At 62.9% G+C, this 17,493-nt stretch carries 19 protein-coding genes; 12 read left to right on the top strand and 7 right to left on the bottom strand.

Features of this window, described 5'->3' with window-relative positions; translation table 11 throughout:
• Positions 1-7 precede the first annotated feature (7 nt).
• The 4 genes from FAZ95_RS02395 to hisC all read left to right on the top strand — a co-directional run bounded on the left by FAZ95_RS02395 (position 8) and on the right by hisC (position 3,608).
• Complete coding sequence (locus FAZ95_RS02395; protein ID WP_137330981.1) at positions 8-964, top strand: ribose-phosphate pyrophosphokinase; 957 nt, start codon at positions 8-10, stop codon at positions 962-964.
• Between the two features lie 163 nt (positions 965-1,127).
• On the top strand, positions 1,128-1,748 hold the full coding sequence (locus FAZ95_RS02390) for a 50S ribosomal protein L25/general stress protein Ctc (RefSeq protein ID WP_137330980.1): 621 nt from the start codon (positions 1,128-1,130) through the stop codon (positions 1,746-1,748).
• Between the two features lie 129 nt (positions 1,749-1,877).
• A complete protein-coding gene (gene pth, locus FAZ95_RS02380) occupies positions 1,878-2,480 on the top strand; it encodes an aminoacyl-tRNA hydrolase (RefSeq protein WP_137330979.1) in 603 nt (200 codons plus the stop codon).
• A 60-nt stretch (positions 2,481-2,540) separates the two neighbouring features.
• Positions 2,541-3,608, top strand: a complete 1,068-nt coding sequence (gene hisC, locus FAZ95_RS02375; RefSeq protein ID WP_137330978.1) for a histidinol-phosphate transaminase — start codon at positions 2,541-2,543, stop codon at positions 3,606-3,608.
• Positions 3,609-3,699: 91 nt separating this feature from the next.
• On the opposite strand, the gene FAZ95_RS02370 is transcribed toward hisC, so the two are convergent.
• The 3 genes from FAZ95_RS02370 to rsmD form a co-directional block, all read right to left on the bottom strand.
• Positions 3,700-3,957 carry a YfhL family 4Fe-4S dicluster ferredoxin gene (locus tag FAZ95_RS02370; RefSeq protein ID WP_137330977.1) on the bottom strand — a complete coding sequence of 86 codons (258 nt, stop codon included), beginning with the start codon at positions 3,955-3,957 and terminating at the stop codon, positions 3,700-3,702.
• Positions 3,958-4,078: 121 nt separating this feature from the next.
• Positions 4,079-4,585, bottom strand: coding sequence for a pantetheine-phosphate adenylyltransferase (coaD, locus tag FAZ95_RS02365; protein WP_137330976.1), 507 nt, complete (start codon positions 4,583-4,585; stop codon positions 4,079-4,081).
• 111 nt (positions 4,586-4,696) lie between these two features.
• On the bottom strand, positions 4,697-5,311 hold the full coding sequence (gene rsmD / locus FAZ95_RS02360) for a 16S rRNA (guanine(966)-N(2))-methyltransferase RsmD (protein WP_137330975.1): 615 nt from the start codon (positions 5,309-5,311) through the stop codon (positions 4,697-4,699).
• Positions 5,312-5,580: 269 nt separating this feature from the next.
• Here rsmD and ftsY point away from each other — a divergent pair, with 269 nt between their 5' ends.
• The gene (gene ftsY, locus FAZ95_RS02355; protein ID WP_137330974.1) at positions 5,581-6,720 is read left to right on the top strand and encodes a signal recognition particle-docking protein FtsY; all 1,140 of its coding nucleotides are present in this window, start codon (positions 5,581-5,583) and stop codon (positions 6,718-6,720) included.
• Between the two features lie 95 nt (positions 6,721-6,815).
• Here the strand turns inward: ftsY and maiA are convergent, their stop codons facing one another.
• A complete protein-coding gene (maiA, locus tag FAZ95_RS02350; RefSeq protein WP_137330973.1) occupies positions 6,816-7,460 on the bottom strand; it encodes a maleylacetoacetate isomerase in 645 nt (214 codons plus the stop codon).
• A gap of 32 nt (positions 7,461-7,492) precedes the next feature.
• Complete coding sequence (locus tag FAZ95_RS02345) at positions 7,493-8,191, bottom strand: fumarylacetoacetate hydrolase family protein (RefSeq protein ID WP_137330972.1); 699 nt, start codon at positions 8,189-8,191, stop codon at positions 7,493-7,495.
• Between the two features lie 178 nt (positions 8,192-8,369).
• Here FAZ95_RS02345 and ybiB point away from each other — a divergent pair, with 178 nt between their 5' ends.
• Together ybiB and leuA are read left to right on the top strand one after the other, a co-directional pair.
• Positions 8,370-9,347: a DNA-binding protein YbiB gene (gene ybiB, locus FAZ95_RS02340; protein ID WP_137330971.1), complete on the top strand. Its 978-nt coding sequence runs from the start codon at positions 8,370-8,372 to the stop codon at positions 9,345-9,347.
• Positions 9,348-9,741: 394 nt separating this feature from the next.
• Positions 9,742-11,412, top strand: a complete 1,671-nt coding sequence (gene leuA, locus FAZ95_RS02330) for a 2-isopropylmalate synthase (protein ID WP_137330969.1) — start codon at positions 9,742-9,744, stop codon at positions 11,410-11,412.
• 167 nt (positions 11,413-11,579) lie between these two features.
• On the opposite strand, the gene FAZ95_RS02325 is transcribed toward leuA, so the two are convergent.
• Positions 11,580-11,963 carry a nuclear transport factor 2 family protein gene (locus FAZ95_RS02325; protein WP_137330968.1) on the bottom strand — a complete coding sequence of 128 codons (384 nt, stop codon included), beginning with the start codon at positions 11,961-11,963 and terminating at the stop codon, positions 11,580-11,582.
• Between the two features lie 45 nt (positions 11,964-12,008).
• Entirely contained in the window at positions 12,009-12,572 is a 564-nt protein-coding gene (locus tag FAZ95_RS02320) for an acyloxyacyl hydrolase (RefSeq protein WP_137330967.1), read from the bottom strand.
• Between the two features lie 359 nt (positions 12,573-12,931).
• On the opposite strand from FAZ95_RS02320, the gene rpoH reads away from it, so the two are divergent.
• From rpoH to cydX, 5 genes are all read left to right on the top strand, one after another.
• Positions 12,932-13,867 carry an RNA polymerase sigma factor RpoH gene (rpoH, locus tag FAZ95_RS02315; protein WP_137330966.1) on the top strand — a complete coding sequence of 312 codons (936 nt, stop codon included), beginning with the start codon at positions 12,932-12,934 and terminating at the stop codon, positions 13,865-13,867.
• Positions 13,868-14,198: 331 nt separating this feature from the next.
• Complete coding sequence (gene cydP, locus FAZ95_RS02310) at positions 14,199-14,486, top strand: cytochrome oxidase putative small subunit CydP (protein WP_137330965.1); 288 nt, start codon at positions 14,199-14,201, stop codon at positions 14,484-14,486.
• Positions 14,473-16,068 (top strand): cytochrome ubiquinol oxidase subunit I, encoded by a 1,596-nt coding sequence (locus tag FAZ95_RS02305; protein WP_137330964.1) that lies wholly within the window; start codon positions 14,473-14,475, stop codon positions 16,066-16,068. Before cydP ends, FAZ95_RS02305 begins: the two co-directional genes overlap by 14 nt.
• A 34-nt stretch (positions 16,069-16,102) precedes the next feature.
• Positions 16,103-17,239, top strand: coding sequence for a cytochrome d ubiquinol oxidase subunit II (gene cydB / locus FAZ95_RS02300; protein ID WP_137330963.1), 1,137 nt, complete (start codon positions 16,103-16,105; stop codon positions 17,237-17,239).
• A 60-nt stretch (positions 17,240-17,299) separates the two neighbouring features.
• Positions 17,300-17,416, top strand: coding sequence for a cytochrome bd-I oxidase subunit CydX (gene cydX / locus FAZ95_RS02295; protein WP_137330962.1), 117 nt, complete (start codon positions 17,300-17,302; stop codon positions 17,414-17,416).
• Positions 17,417-17,493 lie beyond the last annotated feature (77 nt).

The following is a 17,493-nucleotide window of genomic DNA, read 5'->3' as shown; positions in this document are numbered from 1 at the left end:
GTGCACGATGAGCAGCCATGACGGCCTGATGGTTTTTACTGGCAACGCGAATCCCGCGCTCGCTCAGGAAGTCGTCAAAATCCTCGGTATTCCCCTCGGTAAAGCGATGGTCAGCCGTTTCTCGGACGGTGAGATCCAGGTCGAGATTCAGGAAAACGTGCGCGGCAAGGATGTCTTCGTCCTGCAATCCACGTGCGCACCGACGAACGACAACCTGATGGAGTTGATGATCATGGTCGATGCGCTCAAGCGCGCATCCGCCGGCCGGATCACCGCCGCCATCCCCTACTTCGGCTATGCGCGCCAGGATCGCCGCCCGCGGTCGGCGCGCGTCGCGATTTCGGCGAAGGTCGTCGCGAACATGCTGGAGATTGCCGGCGTCGAGCGGATCATCACGATGGATCTGCACGCCGACCAGATTCAAGGCTTCTTCGACATCCCCGTCGACAACATCTACGCAACGCCCGTTCTGCTCGGCGATCTGCGCAAGCAGAACTATGAAAATCTGCTCGTCGTGTCGCCGGACGTCGGTGGTGTGGTGCGCGCCCGAGCGCTCGCGAAGCAGTTGAACTGCGATCTCGCGATCATCGACAAGCGCCGTCCGAAGGCGAATGTTGCCGAGGTGATGAACATCATCGGTGAAGTCGAAGGCCGCACCTGCGTGATCATGGACGACATGGTCGACACGGCCGGCACGCTCTGCAAGGCAGCGCAAGTGCTGAAGGAACGCGGCGCAAAACAGGTTTTCGCGTATGCGACGCACCCGGTGCTGTCGGGCGGCGCGGGCGAGCGTATCGCCGGTTCGGCACTCGACGAGCTCGTCGTCACGGATACGATTCCCCTCTCCGACGAAGCGCGCGGCTGCTCGAAGATCCGTTCGCTGTCGTGCGCGGGGCTGCTCGCCGAAACGTTCTCGCGGATTCGCCGCGGCGATTCGGTGATGTCGCTGTTCGCCGAAGCTTGAAGCAAACGTAAAGTATTTGCCGGCGGCGTTGCCCGATGCAACGCCGTCGGCACAATCGGCATGAGCTAATTCGGGTTCATGCCGCATGGTCCAGGGCCAGCGCGATGAGCGTGTAGGCCCTTAGTTTTTACTGCCTGGTCGCGGGCAGTGTATGGAGAAAAACATGAAAGTCGTCGCTTTTGAGCGCAATCTGCAAGGTACGGGTGCGAGCCGCCGCCTGCGTATTTCCGGCAAGACCCCGGGGATCGTGTATGGCGCCGGTTCGGAACCGCAACTGATCGAACTCGATCACAACGCCCTGTGGCACGCCCTGAAGAAGGAAGTGTTCCACTCGTCGATCCTCGACCTGGAAGTGGCCGGCAAGTCGCAACAAGTTCTGCTGCGCGACGTGCAATACCACCCGTTCCGTCAGCTCGTGCTGCACGTGGACTTCCAGCGCGTCGACCCGAAGAAGAAGCTCCACACGAAGGTTCCGGTTCACTTCATGAACCAGGAAACCAACCCGGCCGTTAAGACCGGCGGCGCAATCATCGCCCACGTCTTGAACGAAGTCGAAATCGAGTGCCTGCCGGCTGACCTGCCGGAGTTCGTCGAACTCGATCTGGCGAAGATCGAAGCGGGTCAATCGCTGCACGCCAAGGACATCACGCTGCCGAAGGGCGTGTCGCTCGTGGCCCACGTCGAAAGCGAAAACCCGGTGGTCGCATCCGCGGCGATCCCGGCTGGCGCTGTCGCAGCTGAAGGTGAAGCTGGTGCAGCAGAAGGCGAAACGCCCGCTGCCTAAGCGCTAAAACAATCGGTATCCTCTCGATCCGTTCTTTGGAACGGTCGACGTGACCCGCCGCGGCTTGCCCGGCGGGTTTTTTTTCGGCTTTTCGGCATTGAGCGGCTTCGCGGCCGCCACACAAGAACCATGATCAAGCTGATCGTCGGGCTCGGCAATCCGGGCGCCGAATACACCGCGACCCGTCACAACGCCGGCTTCTGGCTCGTCGATCAACTCGCGCGCGAAGCGGGCGCAACGCTGCGCGACGAGCGGCGCTTTCACGGCTTTTATGCCAAGGCGCGGCTCTTCGGCGAGGAAGTCCATCTGCTCGAACCGCAGACGTACATGAACCGCTCGGGCCAATCGGTGGTCGCAGTGGCGCACTTCTTCAAGATCCTGCCGGATGAGATCGTCGTTGCCCACGACGAACTCGATCTGCCGCCCGGCGCCGTGAAGCTCAAGCTAGGCGGCGGCAGCGGCGGACACAACGGGCTCAAGGACATCACCGCTCATCTGTCGTCGCAGCAGTACTGGCGGCTGCGGATCGGCATCGGACATCCGCGTGATTTGATTCCCGAGTCCGCGCGCGCCGGCGCGAAACCTGATGTCGCGAACTATGTGCTTAAGCCTCCGCGCAAAGAAGAACAGGATACGATCGATGCCTCGATCGAGCGCTCGCTCGCCGTGATGCCGCATGTCGTCAAAGGCGAACTGGAGCGCGCGATGATGCAGTTGCATCGCAACGCCTGACATTCGTCGATCGAAGCGTTCCACGTCATATCCCCCGCCGGCAACCCTAGGAGCCCCCCCTTGAGCCGCTATTGGAGCGATATCGTTCAGCACCTCACCCCGTATGTGCCCGGCGAGCAGCCCCCGCTCGTGAACCCGGTGAAGCTGAACGCCAACGAGAACCCGTACCCGCCGTCGCCGCGCGTCGTCGAGGCGATTCGGCGTGAACTCGGCGATAGCGGCGAGACGCTGCGCCTCTATCCGGATTCGACCGCGCGCAAACTGCGCGAGACGGTTGCCGCGCATCACGGCATCTCGGCCGACCAGGTGTTCGTCGGCAACGGCTCGGACGAGGTGCTCGCGCATGCTTTTCAAGCGCTGCTCAAGCACGACACGCCCATTCTTTTCCCCGACATCACGTACAGCTTTTACCCGACGTATGCGCGTCTCTACGACGTCGCTTACCAGACCGTGCCGGTCGACGAAGCGTTCGCGATTCGCGTCGACGACTACCTTGGGCCGAATGGCGGCGTGCTGATCGCGAACCCGAACGCGCCGACGGGGCGTGCGCTGCCGCTGTCCGAGATCGAGCGGCTCGTCGCGGGGAATCCGGAATCGGTCGTGGTGGTCGATGAAGCGTATGTCGATTTCGGCGCACAGTCGGCGGTGTCGCTGATCGCGAAGTACGCCAATCTGCTGATCGTGCAGACCGTGTCGAAGGCGCGCTCGCTCGCCGGCATGCGGGTAGGCTTGGCGTTCGGGGACGCCACGTTGATCGACGCGCTGAACCGCGTGAAAGACAGCTTCAATTCCTATCCGCTCGACCGGCTCGCGCAAGCCGCGGCGCAGGCCGCCTACGAGGACGACGCATGGTTCCGCGCAAGCTGCGCGAAGGTCATCGCGAGCCGCGAGCGTTTGTCTGCGGGACTGGCTGAACTGGGCTTCGGTGTCGTGCCGTCGGCCACGAACTTCGTTTTGGCAACGCATCCGGCACATGACGCCGGGCAACTGGCCACGAGACTGCGCGAGAGAGAAATCTTCGTGCGGCACTTCAAGCTGCCGCGGATCGACGCGTATCTGCGCATTACCGTCGGCACGGACGCCCAATGCGACGCCCTGCTCGACGCGCTGCGGACTTATGTCGGATAAATCGCTGACGAGATGAGCGAGCCGCTCGCAACGAGCGGCATGGCGAGAGCGCCGGCCGGCGCTCTCGCGCAGCAAGCGCCGTTAGCGCGCGTTACGCGCCCTTCGCGGCCTGCAACGCGTGGTACTTCGCCATGAGCCCCTCCGGCGTTTCGACATGCTGAGGGTCGCGCGGAATACATTCGACGGGACACACCTGCTGACACTGCGGCTCATCGAAATGGCCGACGCATTCGGTGCATTTGTTCGGGTCGATCACGTAGATTTCCGGGCCCATCGAGATTGCGTCGTTCGGGCACTCGGGCTCGCAGACGTCACAATTGATGCACTCGTCGGTAATCATCAAAGCCATACTTCACTCACAAAAAACGCCGGGCTCTCCCCAAGTGTACTCGCTCGCCTGATGCGCAACGATGGATGCGGGGCCCCCGTTCCGGCCGGCGCCCACCGGGCCCCAGCCTTCGCAGCATGCATCAAGGTTGCGCCGCGGACGGCTGCGCCATCTCGGCAACCTTTTCCTTCAGCCACTTCTCGACCGACGGGAACACAAACTTGCTGACATCGCCGCCCAACTGGGCGATTTCACGCACGATCGTCCCCGAAATGAACTGGTATTGATCGGACGGCGTCATGAACATCGTCTCGACGTCGGGCAGCAGATAGCGGTTCATCCCGGCCATCTGGAACTCGTATTCGAAGTCCGACACGGCACGCAGACCGCGCACGATCACGCGCGCGTTGTTGGTCCGCACGAAGTCCTTCAAGAGCCCCTTGAAGCTCATCACTTGCACATTCGGATAGTGCCCGAGCACTTCGCGCGCGATGTCGAGACGCTCCTGCAGCGAAAAAAACGGCTTCTTGGCGCGGCTGTCGGCGACACCGACAACCAACGTGTCGAATATGCTCGACGCGCGCCGCACGAGGTCTTCGTGACCGCGAGTCAAGGGATCGAACGTACCCGGGTACACGGCGACTACCATGGAGCATCTCCTCTCTTCACGCAGATTGGGGTGCGGGCTCGCGATGAAAAGCCGCTGCCCGCAGCGACGCACGTGACGGCAAACCGCCCGGCGCCTGTTTTGGAACGCGCATTATTCATCATTTTCGCGCTGCAGCAAATGATAATGGACCGCCCCCGCCTTGCCGTGTCGCACGAGCGTCCAGCCCGCGAGCGCTTCCGTTTCGCCGGGCTCGATCGGCACGCCCGATTCGACGTAGAGAAAGCCGTCCGCACTGACGAGCGGCGCGGCCAGCTCGATCGCCCGGCCCAAGATATCGTCGCCGAACGGCGGATCGAGAAAAACCACGTCGAACGAGCCCGGCGCGAGACTCGCCGCGAGACGCAACGCGTCCGCTTCGGCGATTTCGATTGTTGCCGCGCGCAGGCGCGACTGATTGGCGCGCAACTGCTGTGCCGCGCGCGCATTGCGCTCGACCATGACGACGCGCGCCGCGCCGCGCGACGCCGCCTCGAAACCGAGCGCCCCGCTGCCCGCAAACAAATCGAGGCAGCGTTGGCCGTCGAGACGCTGGCCCAGCCAGTTGAAGAGCGTTTCGCGCACGCGATCGGGCGTGGGGCGCAGGCCGTCGAGATCGAGCACGGGCAGCGGCGTGCGTTTCCAGTCGCCGCCGATGATGCGGATCGTGTGCGGTTTGCCGCGGTTCGAGGTCGAAGCCGGTGCGCGCGAAGGGGAAGAACGGGACATGCAGATTCGAATTGGGGAAGTTTTTTCTAGGGCGGGTATCCGGCGGCGGACATCCTGCTGCGCAAATACCGCCTGCGTTCAAGGTAATCAACGTTACCACAGCGTCGCAGACACGTTGCCACGCCGGCGTCCGGCCGCACAACCGCACTCACGCCGACGCCTGCGGACGCCCCTGATAAAATAGCGGCCTTCGAGCCTCATCCGGCAGTTCGCGACCGCCCGTCGCCGCCAGGCGCACACTCCGTCGAGCGCACTCACCACCATCGATCATGTTCAGTTTTTTTAAACGATTCAAGGGCTCGAAAGCGCCCGAAACCGCGCAGGACGAGTCTCTAGCTACCCAGGAAGCCGACGCCGAACAAGCGGAAGCGCCCGCGTCGCCATCGAGCCGCAGCGAATTCGAGCCGCCTGGCGAGCCCAGCGACGAACTGTACGCCGAGCCGGAAACGCAGGCCGAAGCCGCGGTCGAGAGCGTCGAAATCGTTCCGCCTCCGGCCCCCGAGCCTGCTGCCAAGAAATCCTGGCTCGATCGGCTGAAGTCCGGCTTGTCGAAGACCAGCGCGGGACTGACCGGCATCTTCGTCGGCGCGAAGATCGACGATGATCTCTATGAGGAGCTCGAAACTGCGCTCCTGATGTCGGACGCCGGCGTTGAAGCGACCACCTATCTGCTCGAGACGCTGCGCGAAAAGGTTCGCGCCGAGCGTCTCACCGACCCGATGCAAGTGAAGGCCGCTTTGCGCTCGCTGCTAGTCAGCCTCCTGAAGCCGCTCGAAAAATCGCTGATGCTCGGCCGCGCGCAGCCTCTCGTGATGATGATCGCGGGCGTCAACGGCGCGGGCAAGACCACGAGCATCGGCAAGCTCGCGAAGCATCTTCAGCGCTTCGACCAATCGGTGCTGCTGGCCGCGGGCGACACGTTCCGCGCCGCCGCGCGCGAACAGCTTGCGATCTGGGGACAGCGCAACAACGTCACGGTCGTCGCGCAGGAAAGCGGCGATCCGGCCGCGGTGATTTTCGATGCGGTGAGCGCGGCGCGCGCCCGCAAGATCGACGTGCTGATGGCCGATACGGCCGGCCGCTTGCCGACTCAGCTGCATCTGATGGAAGAGCTGCGCAAGGTGAAGCGCGTGATCGGCAAGGCGCTCGACGGCGCGCCGCACGAGGTGCTGCTCGTCATCGACGCGAACACCGGCCAGAATGCGCTCGCGCAAGTGAAGGCGTTCGACGACGCGCTCACCCTGACCGGCCTCATCGTGACGAAGCTCGACGGCACCGCGAAGGGCGGCATTCTCGCGGCGATCGCGCGTCAGCGGCCGGTGCCGGTGTACTTCATCGGCGTGGGCGAAAAGGTCGAGGATCTGCAGCCGTTCAACGCCGAAGAGTTCGCCGACGCGCTGCTTGGCTGATCGCGCACGATTGCCGAAACGAAAAAGGCCGGTTCACACATCGAACTGGCCTTTTTTACGTCCACGCCCGCGAGAAACGTGTTGTCAGCGTTGCGTCACTCCGCGTCCGGCTGCTGCCCAGGCGCCGCTTTCGCGAACGCTTCGAGCTGCATCGCGTGATCGTAGATACGCTGGATCGTCGGATAGCGCTGCGTATCGACGTTGAAGCGCTGCGCGTTGAACACCTGCGGCACGAGGCAGAGGTCCGCGAGCGTCGGGGTATCGCCGAAGCAGAACTTGCCGGTGCGTGAATCGTTCGCGATCCGTCCTTCGAACGTGCCGAAGCCCGCCTCGATCCAATGCCGGTACCACGCGTTCTTCGGCTCCTCGTCCACCTTGAGCTCGTGCTTCAGATACTTCAGCACACGCAGGTTGTTCAGCGGATGGATCTCGCAGGCGATCTGCAGCGCGAGCGCGCGCACGTAAGCACGGTCTAGCGCGGCGCGCGGCAGGAGTGGCGGATTCGGATGCGTCTCCTCGAGATACTCGATGATCGCGAGCGACTGCTGGATCTCGGCATCACCATCGACGAGCGTCGGCACGAGCGCATCCGGATTCAGCTTGCGGTACTCCGGCGTCAGTTGCTCGCCGCCCGAGCGCAAGAGATGAATCGGCGCGTAGTCGTACGGCAGATTCTTCAAATTCAGCGCGATGCGCACGCGATACGACGCCGAGCTGCGGAAATAACTGTATAGCTTCATCGAGTCTCCCTGGGTCTGGTCTGGACGCGCGCTCAAACGACGCGCACGCTGAAATCGCCCAGACCGTCGACCCCGCCCTTCATCAAATCGCCCTTGACGACCGCGCCGACGCCTTCCGGCGTGCCCGTAAAAATCAGGTCGCCGGGTTTCAGCTCGAACAGCGTCGACAGATACGCAATCGTCTCAGCCGTCGACCAGATGAGCTGCGAAAGGTCGGAGCGCTGCTTCTCTTCGCCGTTGACGGTGAGCCAGATCGCGCCGTGGTCGATATGGCCGACCTTGGACACCGGATGAATCGGACCGAGCGGCGCCGAGTGATCGAAGCCCTTCGCGGTATCCCACGGACGTCCGAGCTTTTTCGCTTCGGCTTGCAGATCGCGCCGCGTCATGTCGATGCCGAGGGCATAGCCATAGATGTGCTCGAGCGCCCGCTCGGCCGCAATATCCTTGCCCGCCTTGCCGATCGCCGCCACGAGCTCCATCTCGTAGTGGACGTTTTTCGATTGCGGCGGATACGGAAACTCGCCTGTCGCGCCAGGCGCGACATACAGCACCGCGTCGGCCGGCTTGCTGAAGAAGAACGGCGGCTCGCGGTCGGGGTCGTGACCCATCTCGCGCGCGTGCGCCTCATAGTTGCGGCCGACGCAATAGATGCGGCGCACCGCGAATTGCTCGCTGGACCCAGCGATCGGCACCGCGACTACCGGCGCGGGCGCAAACACGTAGCTCATTCCGTTCTCCGTCGTTCTTGAGTAAGAAGCGCCGCACGAACGGCGGCGAAAGAGGAAGTTTATAACTATCGTGCGAGTGCGTTGTGAGCATGCGATACTCGACCCACTTCCCGCATAGCGCCACATAGCAGTGGCCGGACTCGCAAACTCCGCCGGCCGCCCTGCCGTTTCTTTCCCGATGACCGATACCGCCGACACCGCTCTCACCGCCCCCTTTCCGTGCGCCCGCTTCATCAAGGAGATCGGCCGCGGACCGAACGGCGCGCGGGCGCTGTCGACCGAGGACACCTACGCGCTCTACAGCGCGATGCTCGATGGCCGCGTGTCGGACCTCGAGCTCGGTGCGATCCTGCTCGCCTATCGCGTGAAGGGCGAAAGCGCCGACGAGCTGGCCGCGATGCTGGCCGCCGCGCACGCGTCGTTCGAGCCGGTGCACGTACACGACAGCAAGCATGTCGCCGTCTCGATTCCAAGCTACAACGGTGCGCGCAAACAGCCGAACCTCGTGCCGCTGCTCGCGCTCTTGCTTGCACGCGAAGGCGTGCCGGTGCTCGTGCATGGCGTCACTGCCGACCCGGGCCGCGTCACGAGCGCCGAGATTTTTGCGCAGCTCGGCATCGAGCCCGCGCGCACGCATGGCGAGATCGAAGATGCGGTCGCGCGCCGCCGCGTCGCGTTCGCGCCGATCGCGACGCTCGCGCCGAAGCTCGCTCGTCTGCTTGCGTTGCGCCAGATCATGGGCGTGCGCAACTCGACGCATACGCTCGTCAAGATTCTCCAGCCCTTCGCCCCAGCCGGGCTGCGGCTCGTGAACTACACGCATCCGCCCTATCGCGAAAGCCTCACCAAGCTATTCAGCGGACATCCGGAGGCGGCAACCGGCGGCGCACTGCTCGCGCGCGGCACGGAAGGCGAGGCGGTGGCCGATACGCGCCGGCAAGTGCAGATCGACTGGCTGCACGACGGCGTCTGCGAAATGCTCGTCGCGCCGGAGCGCTCATCGTCCGACGCCCCCGAAGTCGACCTGCCCGAAGCGCGCGATGCGGCGACGACGGCGGTGTGGATCGAATCGGTGCTGCGCGGCGAAACGCCGGTTCCGTCGGCCGTCGCCAAGCAAATCGACGTGATCGCGGGCGTCGCGAAACGCGGCGATTGAACACACGCCGGCTCACCCCGGAAATTTTTTACGACGAATCAAAGGATTGACACACTGCAGCACGCTGACATAAAGTGGCTGCACTATGTGTTCCCTCCAGAACTCCCTCCGAATTACTTCCGGCCGCCTAGCGCGGTCGCTATCGCTACGTCTAGCGTAAGCCAGGCGTAGCGCCGCGCGCCTCCTGCGCGGTCCTCCCAGCAGTTTCTCCGCAGTTTCCGTTTCACCCCAAACGCAGTCCCTTTACAACCTGTAGTCGTCAGCATTCGGCCGAATACCGTTCGGACGGATCGCGAGACCCACCGCCGCGCAACGCTGTTGCGACGCACCGGCCGAGTCAGCCAGCCGCTCGACCCGCCGCCTCCCGCAGACGACCCGACGAACGAGGCTCACCATGCTCCGCAACCCTGCCGAAAAGTACCGTCCGTTCCCGTCCGTGCGCTTGACCGGCCGAAAATGGCCGAGCCGAACGATCGAGCGCGCGCCGATTTGGATGAGCACCGATTTGCGCGACGGGAACCAATCACTGATCGAACCGATGACCATCCCGCAGAAGCTCGAATTCTTCGAGATGCTCGTCGCCATAGGCTTCAAGGAAATCGAGGTCGGTTTCCCCTCCGCATCGCAGACCGACTTCGATTTCGTGCGCAAGCTGATCGAGGAAAAGCGCATTCCCGACGACGTCACGATCGAAGTGCTCGTGCAATCGCGCGAAGACTTGATCGCGCGCACGTTCGAGGCGCTCGAAGGCGTGCCGCGTGCGATCGTCCACCTCTACAACGCGATCTGCCCGTCGTTCCGCCGCATCGTGTTCAACGCGTCGAAGGACGAGGTGAAGGCGCTGGCCGTCGAGGGCACGCGGCTTATCAAGGAACAGGCGGCCAAGCGCCCCGGCACCCACTGGATCTACCAATACTCGCCGGAGACGTTCAGCATGACCGAGCTGCCGTTTGCGCGCGAGGTCTGCGACGCGGTCGCGCAAGTCTGGCGCCCGACGCTTGATCACAAGATGATCGTCAATCTCCCCGCGACGGTCGAAGCCGCGACACCGAACGTGTTCGCCGACCAGATCGAATGGATGGACCGCAACCTCGGCTATCGCGACAGCATCGTGCTGTCGGTGCATCCGCACAACGATCGCGGCACGGCCGTGGCCGCCGCTGAGGTCGCGCTGCTCGCGGGCGCCGACCGTATCGAAGGGTGCCTCTTCGGCAACGGCGAGCGCACGGGCAACGTCGACCTCGTCACGCTCGCGATGAATCTCTACACGCAAGGCATCGACCCGGGCCTCGACTTCTCCGATATCGACGCCGTGCGCCGCGTCGTCGAACGCTGCAACCAGATTCCGGTGCATCCGCGTCATCCGTACGCGGGCGACCTCGTCTTCACCGCGTTCTCGGGCTCGCATCAGGACGCGATCCGCAAAGGCTTCGCGCAGCAAAAGCCCGACGCGATGTGGGAATTGCCCTATCTCCCGATCGACCCCGCCGATCTCGGCCGCAGCTACGACGCCGTGATTCGCGTCAACAGCCAGTCCGGCAAGGGTGGCACCACGTATCTGCTCGAGCGCGGCATGGGTTTCACGCCGCCGCGCCGCGTGCAGATCGAGTTCAGCCACGCCGTGCAAGACATGGCGGATCGGTCGGGTGAAGAAGTGTCGGGCGATGCGATCTGCGCGCTGTTTGCGCGCGAGTATTTCGACACGCGCGGCCCGGCCGCGCGCGTCGGCGCAGCGGCCGTGCATTGGCAGCATCGCGAGATCGCCGGCGCGGCGCAGCATGGCACGAGCGTCGACGGTGAGGCGCGCGCTCGGGCGATCGCGAGCGCGATGGCAACGGCCGCGGGCCAGGCTATCGAGGTGTCGTCGTACGAGAGCATGACGGCGGCGGATGGGCGCACGGCGGTGTTCGTCGGGTGCCGCGTCGGGGAGCAAGCGGTGCGCTATGGCGTCGGCGTGCATGAAGACGCCATGACCGCCATCGCCGACGCCGTCATCAGCGCCGTGAATCGCGCCGGCCGGCGCCCCGGCGAGTGGCATTCCGGCGACGAACGAGCCGCAGCGTAATTACAGAGTCATCCAGCAAGACAGGCGGCAAGCGGTGCGATACATCCCGGCGGCGTGACATGCCGCCGGGATGAAATTGGATTGGGGATGCGCAAAACGCCCCAGTCAGCGATCCAACTGGCAAAGCGGTCCAGAAGACCGCTTTTCGAGCGAACTCACACTCCGGGTTACTCGACAGCGCACCGCGTGGCCTGCCACGCGACAAGCCGCCACTGCCCATCCTGCTGCGTCTGAATCGACGTATAGGCGATCGGAAACAGCAGCGCCCCATTGTTCGCTTCCATTTCGATCAGCGCGCGCCCCGTCACCACGCACGTTTCGCGGCCGACCACCACGACATCCTGCGATTGGACTTCAATCTGCCGATAGCGGCGACGGCCCGCCGTGATGGCGTCGATGAACTGCTGCTTCGTCTCGCGCTTTCCGTTCGTATGAACGAAGCTCACGCTCTCCGAGAGCAACTCTTCAAGCAACTGCCCGTTGCCGTCGACCATCGCACGAAACCGGTCGCGCTCCAGCCCGCGAATCGCCTCGATCACTTTTGCCGCCATCGCTCAGCTCCCATACCTCGAGGCGCCGCTCAGCGGGCACGCTCGTCAGAAGTTGTATTGCAGATAAATCTGGCTGAAATTTATACCAGGATTGGGCTGTTTGATATCGGCGTTGGAAATGTGCTGAAAACGAAACCCGGCCAAGTACTGCTGGCGGCTGCCGAACTGAGCGCCGATGCCGACCATGTCCGCGAACTGGAACGACGTCGAGAGCGTGTAGTTGCTGGAAATGGTCGGATGCGACAGGAATCGCACGCCGACGCCCACCTCGAAAAACGGCCGGATCGCACCGGAATCCTTAATGAAGCGGAACACGGGCGTCGCGCCGAATGCGTAGATGTTGCTGTTGATGTTCGCGCCGTCCGCGTGCCAATACTCGACGTGCGCTTCGCCGACCACCGTGAAGTGGTAGCCGCCGATGTACCACCAGGTCAGGTTCGGGTCCCAGACGAATCCGAGATCGGCTTTCTTCACATCGTGGTCAGCGATCCCGCCCCCGATTTGCACGCCGAACTGGTCGGCGGACGCGGCGGAGCATGCGCCGCAAAGGGTCAGAAGTACGGCTCCCTTGAGCGCCAACGCGCCTCGCCAGGGCTTTCTTTTTTTCATCGAACACTCCAACTAATTAGTTGAACATGCGTTCCGAGGGATATTGCGGCGACGGTTTCCAATGGAAATCGATCTTATGTTACGGGAGATTCCTGGCATGCGTCATTTTGAGAATAAAATTCCTTCAAAGCCGAAAAAACAGTAGCTTTTGCCGCGACGTCAAACGATCCTCACCCAATTTGCACGAGGCACTCCAGGCCACAATCGGGTGTAACATCAGCTATCAAATTTAATTTTCGATAGGAACTCGGACAACCCTACTCGCTCTAAGTATTAGCACTCGGTGACCCGGAGTGCTAACATCCACCGTGGAGTCTTTTCTGAGTAAGCATTTGTCTGATTCCAAAGGAGTTTCGCCAGTGAGCAACGCAATGACCCTTCCGAGCATGTTGAGCCCGGCGCCTGCCAAGGCCGATTCGGCAGGTGCGCTGACGCTCGCGCAATCCTCGATGCTGCCCGGCCAGCTCGGCAACATCGACGCCTATATCCAGGCCGTCAACCGGATTCCCATGCTGACCGCTGCGGAAGAGCGTCAGTTCGCCACCGAATTCCGCGAGCAAAACAATCTCGAGTCGGCGCGCCGGCTCGTTCTGTCGCACCTGCGGCTCGTCGTGTCGATCGCCCGCAACTATCTGGGCTACGGCCTGCCGCACGCCGACTTGATCCAGGAAGGCAACATCGGGCTGATGAAGGCAGTAAAGCGCTTCGATCCCGAACAGAATGTGCGCCTCGTCTCGTATGCGATGCACTGGATCAAGGCTGAGATTCACGAATACATCCTGCGCAATTGGCGCATGGTGAAAGTCGCCACGACCAAGGCGCAGCGCAAGCTGTTCTTCAACCTCCGCAGCCATAAGCAAGGCTTGAACTCGCTCACGCCGGAAGAAATCGAAGGGCTCGCCAAAGAGCTCAACGTGAAGCGCGAGGAAGTCACGGAAATGGAAACGCGGCTTTCGGGCGGCGACATCGCGCTCGAAGGGCAAGTCGAGGACGGCGAGGAATCGTTCGCGCCGATCGCCTATCTGGCCGACTCGCACAACGAGCCGACCACCGTGCTTGCCGCGCAACAGCGCGACAAGCTGCAGACGGACGGCATCGCCCAAGCGCTCGAATCGCTCGACGCGCGCAGCCGCCGCATCATCGAGGCGCGCTGGCTAAACGTCGAAGACGACGGTTCGGGCGGCTCGACGCTGCACGAGCTGGCCGACGAATTCGGCGTTTCGGCTGAGCGCATTCGTCAGATCGAAGCGAGCGCAATGAAGAAAATGCGCGCGGCGCTGACTGCATACTCATAATCCACCGGGGCGCCGGATCAGGCGTGCTTCCGGTTCGAGGGTAGAGAGCCCGCCGTCTTCCGACGGCGGGCTTTTTTTCGTCTGTCTCTTGCTCTACCACAGGAAGCCTTTGCTCTGCGACAACAATCCCCGAAAAAACCGCAGCAACCATGAAAGCTTCGCGACCGTTTGTCGCATCTGCCCCCTAAGGGTTATCCTCCGCATACCGTAATATTTCCCAAGGGTTTAGCCGAATCTGTCAGTGAACATATCTCGTCCGGTTTAAAAAGAATGCGAGCGGCGTTAGGCAATTCCGATTGAAAAGGCAATGCAGCATCGTCCCTAAACAATCATGACCACCACACTCTCCAATCAAAATCCGCCGCATGGAGCGCGTCCGCCCACGCCGAAACGTGGCATCAGGGCACGCATCGCCGCCTGGGTGCATGGCCCAACGCTCGCACGCGACATCACCGTCGTGCTCGCGATCAAGTTCGTGCTCCTGATGGCGCTCAAATACGCTTTCTTCAATCACCCGCAGGCGGAGCACATGTCGATGTCTCCCGCCGCAGTCGCACAGGCGCTGCTCGCCGTGCCGGCGTCCCCTTCGTCCCAAGGAGCTCAACATGCTCAGCAGTGAAGTCGTCGACCTGTCGCGGCTGCAGTTCGCCATCACGGCGCTGTATCACTTTCTGTTCGTGCCGCTGACGCTCGGCCTTTCCTGGCTGCTCGTCATCATGGAAGCGGTCTACGTGATGACCGGCAAGCAGATCTATAAGGACATGACCCAGTTTTGGGGCAAGCTCTTCGGGATCAACTTCGCGATGGGCGTCGTCACCGGCCTCACGCTCGAATTCCAGTTCGGCACGAACTGGTCGTACTACTCGCACTACGTCGGCGATATCTTCGGCGTGCCGCTCGCCGTCGAAGGGCTGATGGCCTTCTTCCTCGAGTCGACCTTCGTCGGCCTGTTCTTCTTCGGCTGGAACCGGCTGTCGAGAGTCCAGCACTTGATCGTCACCTTTCTCGTGGCGCTCGGCTCCAACCTCTCGGCGCTGTGGATTCTCGTCGCCAATGGCTGGATGAACAATCCGGTCGGCGCCGAGTTCAACTACGAAACGATGCGGATGGAGCTCACGAGTCTCTTCCAGGTGGTGTTCAATCCGGTCGCACAGGTGAAGTTCGTGCACACGGTGTCGGCGGGCTATGTGACGGCTTCGATGTTCGTGCTCGGCATCTCGTCGTGGTATCTGCTCAAGAAGCGCGACACCCAGTTCGCGCTCCGCTCGTTCGCGATCGCCGCGGGCTTCGGCTTGGCGTCGACGCTGTGCGTGATCGTGCTTGGCGACGAATCGGGCTACAACACCGGTGAAGTGCAGAAGGTCAAGCTCGCCGCGATCGAATCCGAATGGGAAACCGTGCCCGCGCCGGCGGCGTTCACGGTGATCGGCATCCCCAATCAGGAGGCGCAGCGCACCGATTACGCGATCCGGATTCCGTACGCGCTCGGGATCATCGCGACGCGTTCGCTCGATGAGCAAGTGATCGGCCTCAAGGACCTGATCGCGGACCACGAAGGCCGCATCAAGAACGGGATGATCGCGTACGGCGCGCTGCAGAAGATCAAGGAAGGTGATACGACCGACGCCACGCGCGCCACCTTCGACAAGTACAAGGACGACCTCGGCTTCGGCCTGATGCTCAAGCAGTTCACAGCGAACGTGACGGACGCGACGCCGGATCAAATCCAAGAGGCCGCGAAGAAGACGATTCCGCCTGTGGCGCCCGTGTTCTTCTCGTTCCGCATCATGGTCGGCCTGGGGATGCTGTTCCTCGCGACGTTCATCGCCGCGTTCTGGTTCTGCGCGCGGCGCACGCTGCTGCAGGAAAACAAGCGCTGGTTCCTGCGCTGGGCCGTGTGGGCGATTCCGCTGCCTTGGCTCGCCGCGGAATTCGGCTGGGTGGTGGCCGAGCTCGGCCGTCAGCCGTGGACGATCGCCGGCATTCTGCCGACCCACTTGTCCGCGTCGAGCCTTGCCCCCAGTGACTTGTATCTGAGCATTGCCGGCTTCGTGGTGTTCTACACGGCGCTCTTCATCGTGGAGATCACGCTGATGTTCAAGTACGCGCGCCTCGGCCCGTCGTCGCTGCATACGGGGCGCTACCACCACGAACTCAGCGAGCACGATCGCGCGGCACTCTCGGGCCGCACCACGGCGTAACGCGTCACGCGTCTAACCAAGGGAAAGAATCATCATGGATTACGCAACCCTCAAGCTGATCTGGTGGGCGCTGATCGGCGTGCTGCTGATCGGCTTCGCGCTCACCGACGGTTTCGACATGGGCGCCGCGATATTGCTGCCCTTCATCGCCAAGACGGATGAGGAACGGCGCATCGTCGTGAATACGGTCGGCGCGACCTGGGAAGGCAATCAGGTATGGCTCATCACCGCCGGCGGCGCGATGTTTGCCGCTTGGCCGCTCGTCTACGCGGCGTCGTTCTCGGGCTTTTACTTCGCGATGCTGCTCGTGCTGTTCTCGCTGTTCCTGCGGCCCGTCGGCTTCGACTACCGCAGCAAGCGCGCCGATCCGCGCTGGCGCAGCGCGTGGGACTGGGCACTCTTCATCGGCGGCTTCGTGCCGGCGCTCGTGTTCGGCGTCGCGTTCGGCAATCTGCTCCAAGGCGTGCCGTTTTCGTTCGACAACGACTTGCGCGTCACGTATCACGGTGGCTTCTTCGCGTTGCTCAATCCGTTCGCGGTGCTGTGCGGGCTCGTGAGCGTCGCGATGCTGGTGGCGCACGGCGCGGCGTTCGTGAAGCTGAAGAGCGACGGCGCGATTGCGCGGCGCGCCTCTGTCGCGCTGCGCATTGCGTCGCTCGCGGCGGTCGTGTTCTTCATGATCGCCGGCGTGCTGGTGGCGACGGTCATCGGCGGCTATGAGATCACGAACCCGGCGCCGCTCGATGCCGTCGCGAACCCGCTCCTCAAAAATGCCGAAGCCGGCGCAGGCATGTGGCTCGTGAACTACGCGCACTATCCGTGGATGATCGTCGCGCCGGTCGCCGGCATCGTGGGCGGTCTGTTCGCGCTCGTGCTCGCCGGCTCGCGCCTCGAAAAGACCGCGTTCATCTCAACCGGGCTCATGATCACCGGCGTGATTTTGACGGCGGGCTTCTCGATGTTTCCGTTCATCATGCCGTCGTCGCTCGATCCGAAGAGCAGCCTCACGGTGTGGGATTCGACGTCGAGCCATCTGACGCTCGAGATCATGCTCGGCGCGGTGATCGTGTTCCTGCCGATCGTGCTGCTCTACACCGGCTGGGTGTATCGCGTGATGCGCGGCAAGGTCACGCATCAGGCACTCGAGCAGAACAAGCATTCGATGTATTGAGACCGCAGCGCGCAGCCCCGCGCCGCGCGCGCCGGACATCAGATCAAAGAGGAGTGGATCATGTGGTACTTCAGCTGGATTCTCGGCATTGGCGTGGCGCTGGCGTTCGGCGTCATCAACGTGATGTGGCTCGAATCGGAGCAAGGTAGCGAGCCTTCCAAACGCAAGGTGAAATGACGTATCGGCCTTTCCGGACAGAACGCGCGTAGCAGCATCGAGGCGTCGTTATCGTCTTAGCAATAAAAAGCCCTCGT

It is taken from the genome of Trinickia violacea, assembly GCF_005280735.1.
Lineage (GTDB): Bacteria > Pseudomonadota > Gammaproteobacteria > Burkholderiales > Burkholderiaceae > Trinickia_A > Trinickia_A violacea.
This window is presented reverse-complemented; position numbering and strand designations above follow the sequence as displayed.